Below are 11,818 nucleotides of genomic sequence, written 5' to 3' on the forward strand. Positions count from 1 at the left end.
AATGAAAATATAAAGGACGATTAAATGTCAAATGGCAAAGTTGAAATCATTAATATATAAGATTATTTACAAGACTGCAGTTCAATTGAAACCCTTGAGTGTTAAGTTGTTTTCAACTAAGGCTCGCCAGCAGATTAAGTATAAACTACTTAAGTCAGCTTTTCCTTTACAGAAAAATGACAAATCGACGCATTTTAAAGAGGGCATCTCAGGTATAAATCTTGTGGGTTATGCCCGTGCTGAAATGGGAATTGGAGAATCCTGCAGAATTGCTGCACGGAGTATTAGTGCTGTTGATAACATGAATTTTGGAATTATCAATTTCACGGGGACCAATTCAGCCAGAATGAATGATACCACATGGATCCACAAAGAGATTGAGGAACCCAAGTATAATATTAATTTGTTTCATATTAATGCTGAGCAGATGATCGAAATCTATTCTCAGTATGGAAATTCGATTTTTAAAAACCGCTATAACATAGGTTATTGGCACTGGGAACTGCCCGATTTTCCGGATGATTGGAAGGAGAGCTTTAACTTAGTTAATGAAATTTGGGTTCCTTCTACGTTTATTGCTGACTCCATTGCACAAAAAAGCCCTGTGCCCGTAGTGAAAATCCCGCATAGTATTGAAGTTTCCATACAGCATATGAGAGACCGAGCCTACTATAATTTACCGCAGACTGCATTTTTATTTTTAACAATGTATGACTTGAAAAGTTATCAGGAAAGAAAAAATCCGAAGGCTTCAATTAGGGCATTTCAAACCGCTTTTTTACCGAACGATCAGTCCGTAGGCCTCGTAGTAAAAGTGAACGGCGTTGGATATGCACAAAAGAATCTAGAAGAATTGCATGAAATCATAGGCGAATATAAGAATATTTATCTAATTGAAGAGACGCTTACAAGAAATGATACAAATGCATTGATTTCTGTAACAGATAGTTATGTTTCTCTTCACCGAAGCGAAGGTTTCGGCCTGGGGCTTGCTGAGGCCATGTATTTAGGTAAACCGGCTGTGGGTACAGGGTGGTCATCCAACTTAGATTTTATGAATCATTATAATTCATGTATAGTGAGCTATACCCTAGTGAACTTGAAACAAGACTTTGGTCCGTACAAAGCATACCAATATTGGGCTGACCCTGATATAGAGCATGCAAGTTATTATATGCGTAAACTTTATGATGATAGAAACTATTACGAACAGGTATCGTCAAAAGGAGAGGCGTACATTAAGCAGCACTACTCTCCACAAACCATCGGGAGCTTGATTCAGAAAAGATTAGAGTATATTTCTATATGGAAGTTTGGAGGATGAAATGAATATTACATGTGTTATCATGGCTGGAGGAAAAGGGGAGCGTTTTTGGCCTAAGAGTAGAACTAACCTTCCTAAGCAATTTTTAAATATCTCAGGAAATAAATCTATGATCCAGCAATCTATTACACGTCTAGAAAAGCTGGTTGATATCTCACGCATATTTATCGTTACTAATGAATTATATGCTGAGCTAATTAAGGCTCAGATTCCTACACTCCCTACTGAGAATATTATTATTGAACCAGTGGGACGGAATACAGCTCCCTGTATAGGCATGGCCTCTGTTATTATTGAGGATCGCTTTTCAGACAGCACAATGATTGTAATTCCTTCGGATCACATTATAGAAAACGAAGAGGGATTTATTAGGATACTAAAAACGGCTGCTGAGGTTGCTCAGGATAATGAGAACCTGGTTACACTTGGAATCCAACCTACATACCCTGAAACAGGTTATGGTTACATTGAAAGTAGCAACCAAATCAGAGAAGTTAATGAACTCTCAGTTCATAAAGTTAATCAGTTTGTCGAGAAGCCTGATTTGGCTACAGCACAGTCCTATTTAGAAGCTGGTAATTTCTATTGGAATAGCGGGATTTTTGTATGGAAAGTTGAAACGATTAGAAGCTACATACAAGAATTAATGCCAGAAATGCATGATATTTTGGAGACCATGAAGGTGGTACTTGATTCAGAAAATCGTGATGAACTGATACGTTCGGAATTTTTAAAGATGCCTGATCAATCTATCGATTACGGTATTATGGAGAAGGTTAGTAACATCTATGTAATTCCATGTGTATTCGGTTGGGATGATGTGGGTAGCTGGACTGCTCTTGAACGAATTAATGAATTAGATGAAAATGGGAATGTGATTCGTGGTAATATCCTCAACCTGGATACCAAGCGTTGTATTATTGAGAGCAATGGTAAATTAATTGCTACCTTGGGCATTGAAGATTTAATCATAGTGGATACTGAAGATGTGACGTTGATTTGTACTAAGGAAAAAGCGCAGGAAGTAAAGCTGCTTCTTAAAGAATTAAGGATGCAGAAGATGGAAGAATATTTATAGGATTTACTTAATTATTTAATATATTATAACTGCACAACAAAAGGAGAACATAAGTAATGAGCAAAAATGCATTGATTACAGGAATTACAGGACAAGACGGATCATATTTAGCAGAGCTTCTGCTCGAGAAAGGTTACAAAGTATATGGCCTTCGTCGAAGAACGAGTGTACCTATTATGGAGAACATCGAGCATATTAAAAATGAAATTGAATTTATTGATGGAGATCTACTAGATCAAGGTTCTTTGATTCAAGCGGTTAAAAAGTCTAACCCGGATGAGGTATATAACCTCGCTGCTCAGTCTTTTGTTGCGACATCATGGGATCAACCTGGCATTACGGGACAAGCCACGGGCGTTGGGGTTACCAGTATGCTTGAAGCTGTTCGTTATATCAAACCTGAAGCAAGGTTTTATCAGGCATCTAGCAGTGAAATGTTTGGTAAAGTAATGGAGACTCCACAAAAGGAAACAACACCTTTCTATCCACGGAGCCCATATGGAGTTGCTAAAGTTTATGGACACTGGATCACAGTTAACTATCGTGAAAGTTATGATATGTACGCTTGCTCAGGGATTTTGTTCAATCATGAATCACCTCGCCGTGGAGTAGAGTTTGTTACTCGTAAAGTAACCGATGCAGTTGCACGTATTAAATTAGGACTTCAAAATGAGCTTCGTATGGGCAACTTAGACGCTAAACGTGATTGGGGCTTTGCTGGTGACTATGTTAAGGCGATGTGGCTAATGCTTCAGCAGGACCAACCAGATGACTATGTTATTTCAACTGGAGAAACTCATACAGTTGAAGAACTTGTACAAATTGCCTTTGATCATGCTGGTCTTAATTGGAGAGACTATGTTGTTATTGATCCTAAGTTTGTCCGTCCTGCGGAAGTTGATCTTCTGTTAGGAGATTGTACGAAAGCTAAAGAGAACTTGGGCTGGGAACTGGAAGTTGGGTTTGAACAGTTAGTTAAGATGATGGTCGATAGTGACCTAAATAAATTACAAGGTTCCATACGGTAAATATTCAGATGAAAAGAGTACTGATCACAGGAATTAATGGATTTGTCGGTAGGTATCTCGGATTAGCCTTAAAAAAAAGGGGAATTAAAGTTTTCGGTACTTCCCGTTTTAAGCAAGTGAATACGACTGAGCAACTTAGCTATGTTGATGAAGTTTTAATATCAAATATATCTGATAAGGAAGAAATAAAAGGGATCATTAAACAAGTGAAACCTGATGTGATTTTCCATTTAGCAGCTCAGAGTAATGTACGCCAATCTTGGAATAGTCCTTATGAAACAATTTTAGCTAATACAGCTAAAACATTACTTCTGTTTGAATCAGTTAAAGAAATATCAAAATCGATTCGAATTGTTACTATAGGTTCTTCTGAAGAATATGGATATTGGGATGGAATTAAATTTCCTATAGTAGAAGATGAGTTTCTCAACCCCAAAAATCCATATGCGGTATCTAAAATGAATATTTCATTATTTGTTAAGGAATTTTCAAAAATATTCGACTTGGATTTAGTGCATTTACGACCTTTTAATCATATTGGTCCTGGTCAAGGGGCGGGCTTTGTCGTCCCTGACTTTGCACAACAGATAGTTGAAATAGAAAGAAAAAGTAGAAGACCGGAGATTATTGTTGGGAATTTAAACGCAAAGAGAGATTTTACAGATGTAAGAGATATCGTTGAAGCTTATGTTTTGGCAGCTGAAAAGGGGATAACGGGTGGGATTTATAATATCTGTTCCGGAGAATCTGTGGAGATATCGTATGTTCTGAAAAGTTTAATCTCAATGTCTTCAGAAAATATTGAGATTAAAATTGATGAGAGTAAGTTTCGTCCAAATGATATTCCCGATTATTATGGTTCAAATGCCAAATTTAGAGCACTAACATCTTGGAGACCTGAATTCACACTGCATCAAACTTTAAATGATGTCTTGAATGATATTCGTAGTAAAAGAACGGATGGTAAATGAATGAAATCTAATAATATTCTTCTTACTTGGGATATGGTAAAACGAGAATTCAAAAACAAATATGCGGGTTCCACGTTAGGGTTGCTGTGGACTCTTCTTTTGCCTTTAGGTTACATTATTATATACACGACAGTTTTTTCTCAGTTAATGTCTGCAAAACTTCCTAATATGACAAGTACATTAGATTACAGTGTCTATTTGAGTTCGGGAATACTAGCATGGACAGTTTTCAGTAGCACATTGGTTCGGTTTCAAAATATATTTATTGAAAATTCTAACATTGTTAAAAAAATATATTTCCCCAAGCACATTTTAATTAATTCATTGACCATTTCATCAATAATTGAATTGGTGATGAATTATTTTTTGCTTTCCATAGTTCTAATTTTATTCGGCTACTCCTTGCACATAAATTATCTGCTGGTACTGTTTATTATCATTTTGCAGCAACTCTTCTGTACAGGCTTAGGGATGATCCTATCTATGTTTAATGTACATTTCAGAGATTTAAATCAGTTCACATCTATTTTGGTGCAAATATGGTTCTGGTTAACTCCTATAGCGTATATATCAAGTGTTCTTCCTACTGGAGCTCAACAATTTATTCAATTTAACCCTATGGTGTATTTTATACAGGGTTATCAGAATTTAGTACTTTACGGAGAAATGAATAATATATTGATTATGATTATAATCTCAACAGCAACATATTTGTTGGGATGGTTAGTTTACCGCAAAATGATTGATGATGTAACCGATTTAATATAGAAGATTCAGACTAAGAGAGAGGTGTCTTAAGTAGTGGGAAATCTGAATTTTGATGAAAAAATCATAAAACAAAGACTTAAAGAAAGAATATACTATGCAATGGAAAATACAAGTGAAATAAACAAACAGCATGATAACAGTTCAATGCAGCCGTTAATTGACACACATAATATTTATAATGTGGAGTACTTTTCTACTAGAAAAGTAATTGGTAAATTCATTGTTTTTTCCAAAAAAGCGATTCGTAAGTTGATATATCCTATACTTATGAAACAAATTCATTTCAATCAGAGAGTCATTGATCATCTATATATTGTCGATCAGAAATTGAATCAAAATATGGATGAAGTGAAATTACGTACTATAACATCTCAGTTTGTAGAAGAAATGGTTAGTGAATTTCAAGAGATTCTACAAACATCTGTTGAACAAATAAAACAAAATACTATATCAGAAAAACATCTATTGAGTAGCGAAATGCAAGAGATAGTAAGAAAAGAGGTTGAAATGAAAGTTGAAGAAGCGGTTGATTATTATAAGACAGATAGAGAAATGGCGAAGGAGCTGGAGAGGATTAAAGAGATCTCTGATGTGAAATCTTCTGTTCTTAGAGATATAGCTAATATCGAACAGGATGTTAGTAAAAGATATCAATTATTGTTACTTGCACTTAAAGAAAGTCCCGAAAATTTAGAGATTGAGGCTGAGATATTAAAAACATTTGGGGAACTCCATCAAAGTGAGTTGAAAACGAATGAACATATATAATGCTAGATTGCAATTATTTCAACCTAACCAAGAAATATTTGCTCGAATCGGAGAAATGAATTCTATAAAAATTCTGGTAACTAATACTGGTTCCGAAGTGTGGTATCCATACGATAAAACAAATCCTATATTAATTGGATATAGTTATTTAAATGAAAAGGGTTTAAGAAAAGAAGGAATTCGTACAAAACTTCCATATAATATTTCACCTGGCGAAAGTGTTGTCGTGAATTGTTGTTTTGTCATAGAAGAAAGATTAGAAAAAGTACAACTGAGATGGGATCTGATTCACGAAGGGAAATCATGGTTTGAGGGCTATGAAAGCTTAGTTTTAGAAACCACTGTTGATTTAAATACTACTAAAACTAGAAAAAATGTTATGAATGATGACACAGCTATCGCATGCTTTAACCTATCTAAAAAGTTTAAAATGTATTCAAACAATTACTCCAAATCAAAAGAATTAATTACATTAGGTTTAGTAAGGCAACATAACAATTTTTGGGCTCTCAAAGATGTTTCCTTTGAAGTTAAAAAAGGTGAAACTTATGGCATAGTCGGCTTCAATGGTTCGGGTAAAAGTACACTACTTAGTATATTAGCTCAAACCAAAAAACTGAGTCATGGTACCTTTAAAGTGAATGGAAGAATTGCAGCCTTGCTTGAGTTAGGTGCTGGTTTCCATCCAGAACTTACAGGGAGACAAAATGTGATGTTCAATAGCTATCTATATGGAATAACCAGTCAAGAGGTAAGGCGTAAAATTGACAGTATTCAAGAATTTGCAGGTATCGGTGATTTTTTTGACAAGCCTGTAAAAAGTTATTCCAGTGGAATGTATGTTAGATTGGCCTTTTCTTTAGCCATTCATGTTGATCCAGATGTACTGATAATTGATGAGGCTTTAGCTGTTGGAGATGAGGTTTTCCAAAGAAAATGTTATACCAAATTTGAGGAGTTTAAGGCTCAAGGGAAAACAATCGTACTTGTCACCCATGATCTGAATGCTGTTAGAACGCTATGCGATCGTGCGTCAATTCTTTATGATGGGAATTTAGTTTTTGAAGGCAATTCAAATGATGTTGCTAATTATTATCAGAAGATGTCGTTAACAGCTAATTTACAAATTACGAATCATAGAGATGACAGTCAACAAAAACTAAGGTATGGAAACGGGAAGGCAAGAATTAGCAGCTATAGTTTCTATAATGAAACCGGAGAGGAGTCCAGTGTTTTTGACACAGGAACTGTCCTCAATGTTAGAATAATTGCAGAAGCAGTAGATTATATTGAAAAACCTGTAATAGGGATTATTTTTAAGACAATTAGTGGTGTAGAGGTGTATGGTACGAATACAAAAGAGCTAAAATGTATCAGTCCCTCAGTAGATAAAAAGGATAAATTCACTACCGTTTTTTCGATTCCTAACTATTTAAATGAAGGAACCTATTTTGTAACATTGGGAATAACGGATCAGTCTAACGGAGAGATTGTAACAATAGATCGACTTATTGACGTTACCTTTATAAGGGTACTTTCGGAAAGTAAATGTATAGGTTTGGTGAATTTAAATGTGGGGGGAGCTGCTGAAATTAATGTCAACTAATATTTTGAGTGATCAGAAAATTTATATTTTTTGCTTAGGGTTCAAAAAAGAAAAGGATATTGAAGCGGTGAAAAAAGAAGCTTTAACTTATTATAAATATTATAAATATACAAAGCTGTATGATAATTTTAAGTTTATTTCTTTAGAACATGATGTAAAAGATAATGTGGAAGTCTATGATTCCGAATTAGATGTATTCTACTGGAGCTATAACTTTAATAATTTGCTGAAGGAACAACAGCCCAATATAATTCATGTTTTTTCAGATAGCTTAGATAGTTATTATTTATTTCAGAAGAATTATCAAGAAAAGATTTTTATAACGTATATTACGATCACAGGTATTAATGGTCTCCCACAATATGAAAATAACTACCTCGAATATTTGAGACATGCTATTGATGTCGGGAATTTATTTTTGTTTGTAGAGTCTGCGGTTGTAAAAAAGGAATTTGAAGAAAATGGATTAAGAACTACTTTAATGTTACCAAAGGTGAATTTAGACTTAAGTCTTTTTTCTCCACAACCTCATGATGTATTGACTCTTGGCTTTGCATCTGCTCCTTTATCAGTGGAGTTATGGGAAGATAGAGGAGTGTTTTTGTTACTATTACTAGCTAAACAATTAAGTGATTTTAGATTCAAGTTGGCATGGAGATATGAAGGTTATGAAGAAATTGTTAATCTTATTAAAGAGATGAATTTAAACAATGTTGAGGTATTGAATGGATATCTCAATATGTATGAGTTTTATAGTGATATTGATGTAATGATCGCGCCATTCAAAGTTGCTAATAACAATCATTCATCACCTTTATCAATTGTTGAAGCATCTGTATTAGGTATACCAGTACTAGTGACTGAAAAAGTAGGGATTTCAGACATTATTCGCAATAATCAACTTGGGGTTGTAGCAAGTTGTGATGTTGACAATATGGCTGATAGTATTCATAGGTTATTTAGTGATTATGATTTGTATAAAAATAACGTAAAAGAAAAAAGTTCTGAATTATTTTCTATACTCAATAATGATGTTAACTACCTTCATTACTATAAATTATCAAAATTTCAAGCGTCATCACCTGATTTATTAGAGTGGCGTAAGCAATTAGACAATAATAATAGTGGTCTAGTAATGAAGAGGGAGAGTATGGCTAATTATTATAATGATACGTTTATAGCTGAGAATTATGATGAATACAGATTTTCCTCTTACCCTATGCGTACGTACGATAAACTCGAGAGAAAATCTATAAGAATTTTAGTGGAAAAATATAAATTCTCGGAGTACTCAAATGGGAATTCTCTTATTGATATTGCCTCAGGAGATGGTAGAGTATTAAGAGATTTAACATCTTATGGTTCTGTAACTGCTGTTGAGAATTCGGCTTATATGATATCTGTCTCAGCTAAAAAACTCAATTCTAAAGATAAAGTAACATATGTAAAGAGCGACTTCTTTGATTTTAATACCAAAGAAACATTCGATGTTGTTACTATGTTTAGATTTATGAGACATTTCGATTATTTGGATCGGAAAATAATATATAGTAAAATTCATGAATTAATTAAGGACGGAATAGTTATCGCTGATTTTCCAGATAAAAGATCCGAAACTCAGTTGAGGGAATCCCTTGGATGGTCTGCTTTTAATATATATGATGTTTTTTGGAATGAACTTGAAATTGTTCAAGAGTTAAATGACAACGGATTTGAAATACTAGAAATGATTCCTGTTGGCGAACTACTGATGTCTAAAGATCAGATAAAAAATAATTATTTACCATTATCTTTTACTGTTTGTTTTAAGAAAAGGCGGACTATATGAAAAAAAAAATAGCAATATGCCATTCTCAGGTACCCTTTATTAAAGGGGGGGCAGAGTTACTTGTCCAATCACTTGCGATAGAGTTAAACAAGCGTGGTTATCAATCGGAAATTGTTTCAGTGCCCTTTAAATGGTATCCGAACAACCAACTTATACAGAGCATGGTCAACTGGAGGGGAATCGACCTGTCTGAAAGTAATGGTGAGAAAATTGACCTGGTTATAGGCACTAAATTTCCTTCTTATGGTATTCAACATCATAATAAAGTTACATGGCTCGTTCACCAATATAGACAAGTTTACGATTTGCTTGGAACTAAATATAGCCAGTATGGCTCTTCTCCAGAGGATTATTCTATAAGAGAGTTAGTTAAGAGATTCGATAGTAACTCCTTATTGGAATCAAAGAAAATTTATACAATTGCTGATAATGCCACGAACAGACTAAGGAAATTTAATAATATTCAATCGGAAACGCTATATCACCCTCCAAAACACGTTGGTTCTTATTATAGTAACGAGATTGGTGATTATGTCCTATCGGTTGGACGTTTAGACAAGTTAAAGAGAACAGATTTCTTAATTGAAGCAATGGTTTACACGAATTCAAATATGAAATGTGTTATTGCAGGGGAAGGTCCGGAAAAAGAAAATCTTAAAAGACTGGTTGAGAAGCTGAATCTTAAGGATCGAGTTATATTTTTAGGTTTTGTAGAGGACAAAACTCTTTTAGATCTATATGCTAACTGCTTAGCAGTATATTATGCGCCATTTGATGAAGATTATGGGTATGTGACTTTGGAGGCTTTTCTTTCTAAAAAGCCTGTAATTAGTAGACAGGACTCAGGTGGAGTTTTGGAGTTTTTAGTTAAGGAAAGTAACGGTTTCATATTGGAAGAGACTGAAGATATTGCAGAAAAATTAAACTTTCTTTTGAATAATAAACATGTTGCTTCTTCTATGGGGAACAATGGATACAATGATATACAACATATCACATGGGACAATGCAATTGATAAATTAACAGAAACAATTAGATAGGAGTCGAGTGAGCTTTGAAAAAGTTAGCTTACTTTTCACCGTTAAATCCAATAAAATCAGGAATTTCTGATTATAGTGAAGATTTACTTCCCTTTTTAAATGGTGAATTTGATATCGATGTGTATGTTCCTAATAATTTTAGGGTTGAAAACGAAAAAGTGCAAAATATTTTTAAAATTAGAGAATTTTATGAATTTGAGGATCTATTTAATAAAGATGAATATCATGTGGTGTTGTATCACATAGGAAACAATTATGTTGCGCATAATGAAATTTATGAGTTTGCTATAAAATATCCTGGAATTGTTGTATTACATGATTATTCACTGCATCACTTTTTTGCTGCTAAAACATTAGAGCAAGGCAATATTTCAGAGTATAAAGAAGAAATGTTTTATTGTCATGGTAATGAAGGTCTAAATAAAGTGAATGAGTTTCTCAATCATAAAATTCCTCCTATTTGGGAAACTGACTCTTTAAATTATCCCTTGAATTTAAGGTTGTTAGACCGCTCGGCTGGTATAATTGTACATTCTCAATTTGCTTTGCAACTGTTGAAGAAACAAGCACCATATACTCCAATAGGTGTTGTGCCGTTGCCAGCGCCTTATATTACGGATATAGATTTAATATACTCCAAAATGATAACTGAGAGAGAAGCATTGGACATCAGCAGCGACGATTTCATTATTTGTTCGTTAGGATATGCTAACATTACCAAAAGGATAGATAAAGTAATCGAAGCACTAAAGTTTATTAAAGCAAATAAACTCATTGAGAATTTTAAGTTTTATATAGTCGGTGAAATTGCTGAATCGTATCCACTAAAGGATTTAATAAAAAAAAGCAATTTAGTAGATGAAGTCATATGCACAGGATATGTAAGTTTAGATCAATTTGATCAATATATAGCAGCATCGGATATGTGTATCAATTTAAGATATCCGACTCAGGGAGAAAACTCAGCAAGCTTGCTTAAAATTTTAGGTCATGGTAAACCTGTAATTGCAACTGATATCGGTTCTTTTAGTGAATTTCCGGAAAATATCGTATCGAAAATTAGCCATGGTGATTCTGAAGTTGAAGAAATCGTTTCCTCTATTTTAGAAAATTTTGAAATTAATAGAGTTACTATTGGTGAAGAGATTATAAATTATACGAAACTCAATAATAGTATGAGTGTGTGCACCAATTCATATGTGAAGTTTATTGATGATATAATTTCAGGGGATTTATTTAACACTTTATTGGAGCTTGATCATTATTTTAACAGTTGCATTAGCGAGTACTCGGTGTTTTTTAAAGAAATTGAAAGAAGTACTGTGGATACATTTCTTGATTACAGCATCATTAATTATTTGAAAGTGTTCAACTAAATTTAAATCAAGTGAATTGTCTTGATAAAAA

General features: G+C 33.8%; 10 protein-coding genes. All 10 read left to right on the forward strand.

What is annotated here, in order from left to right; genetic code table 11:
- Nucleotides 1-31: 31 nt before the first annotated feature.
- From PAEAM_RS17925 to PAEAM_RS17970, 10 genes are read left to right on the forward strand one after another with little or no spacing between them, the layout of a single operon-like run.
- Nucleotides 32-1,324: a glycosyltransferase gene (locus tag PAEAM_RS17925; RefSeq protein ID WP_100528465.1), complete on the forward strand. Its 1,293-nt coding sequence runs from the start codon at nucleotides 32-34 to the stop codon at nucleotides 1,322-1,324.
- Nucleotide 1,325: 1 nt separating this feature from the next.
- On the forward strand, nucleotides 1,326-2,402 hold the full coding sequence (locus PAEAM_RS17930; RefSeq protein WP_100528466.1) for a mannose-1-phosphate guanylyltransferase: 1,077 nt from the start codon (nucleotides 1,326-1,328) through the stop codon (nucleotides 2,400-2,402).
- 56 nt (nucleotides 2,403-2,458) lie between these two features.
- Nucleotides 2,459-3,430 (forward strand): GDP-mannose 4,6-dehydratase, encoded by a 972-nt coding sequence (gene gmd / locus PAEAM_RS17935; protein ID WP_100528467.1) that lies wholly within the window; start codon nucleotides 2,459-2,461, stop codon nucleotides 3,428-3,430.
- Nucleotides 3,431-3,438: 8 nt separating this feature from the next.
- The gene (locus PAEAM_RS17940; protein ID WP_100528468.1) at nucleotides 3,439-4,401 is read left to right on the forward strand and encodes a GDP-mannose 4,6-dehydratase; all 963 of its coding nucleotides are present in this window, start codon (nucleotides 3,439-3,441) and stop codon (nucleotides 4,399-4,401) included.
- Nucleotides 4,402-5,169: an ABC transporter permease gene (locus PAEAM_RS17945; protein ID WP_100528469.1), complete on the forward strand. Its 768-nt coding sequence runs from the start codon at nucleotides 4,402-4,404 to the stop codon at nucleotides 5,167-5,169.
- Nucleotides 5,170-5,202: 33 nt separating this feature from the next.
- Entirely contained in the window at nucleotides 5,203-5,937 is a 735-nt protein-coding gene (locus PAEAM_RS17950) for a hypothetical protein (RefSeq protein WP_100528470.1), read from the forward strand.
- Entirely contained in the window at nucleotides 5,924-7,543 is a 1,620-nt protein-coding gene (locus PAEAM_RS17955) for an ABC transporter ATP-binding protein (RefSeq protein ID WP_100528471.1), read from the forward strand. Before PAEAM_RS17950 ends, PAEAM_RS17955 begins: the two co-directional genes overlap by 14 nt.
- Before the next feature lie 4 nt (nucleotides 7,544-7,547).
- Nucleotides 7,548-9,371, forward strand: coding sequence for a glycosyltransferase (locus PAEAM_RS17960; RefSeq protein WP_165789955.1), 1,824 nt, complete (start codon nucleotides 7,548-7,550; stop codon nucleotides 9,369-9,371).
- Entirely contained in the window at nucleotides 9,368-10,411 is a 1,044-nt protein-coding gene (locus PAEAM_RS17965) for a glycosyltransferase family 4 protein (protein ID WP_100528473.1), read from the forward strand. The genes PAEAM_RS17960 and PAEAM_RS17965 overlap by 4 nt, the downstream gene beginning before the upstream one ends.
- Nucleotides 10,412-10,425: 14 nt before the next feature.
- Entirely contained in the window at nucleotides 10,426-11,787 is a 1,362-nt protein-coding gene (locus PAEAM_RS17970) for a glycosyltransferase family 4 protein (protein WP_100528474.1), read from the forward strand.
- Nucleotides 11,788-11,818: the final 31 nt, after the last annotated feature.

The sequence above is a fragment of the Paenibacillus sp. GM1FR genome, assembly GCF_002803315.1.
Taxonomy (GTDB): Bacteria; Bacillota; Bacilli; order Paenibacillales; family Paenibacillaceae; genus Paenibacillus; species Paenibacillus amylolyticus.

Excerpts from the sequence above, each read along its gene's own strand:
- PAEAM_RS17925 (WP_100528465.1), top strand. The coding sequence starts at position 32 with ATGGCAAAGTTGAAATCATTAATATATAAGATTATTTACAAGACTGCA.
- PAEAM_RS17930 (WP_100528466.1), top strand. The coding sequence starts at position 1,326 with ATGAATATTACATGTGTTATCATGGCTGGAGGAAAAGGGGAGCGTTTT.
- gmd (WP_100528467.1), top strand. The coding sequence starts at position 2,459 with ATGAGCAAAAATGCATTGATTACAGGAATTACAGGACAAGACGGATCA.
- PAEAM_RS17940 (WP_100528468.1), top strand. The coding sequence starts at position 3,439 with ATGAAAAGAGTACTGATCACAGGAATTAATGGATTTGTCGGTAGGTAT.
- PAEAM_RS17945 (WP_100528469.1), top strand. The coding sequence starts at position 4,402 with ATGAAATCTAATAATATTCTTCTTACTTGGGATATGGTAAAACGAGAA.
- PAEAM_RS17955 (WP_100528471.1), top strand. The coding sequence starts at position 5,924 with ATGAACATATATAATGCTAGATTGCAATTATTTCAACCTAACCAAGAA.
- PAEAM_RS17965 (WP_100528473.1), top strand. The coding sequence starts at position 9,368 with ATGAAAAAAAAAATAGCAATATGCCATTCTCAGGTACCCTTTATTAAA.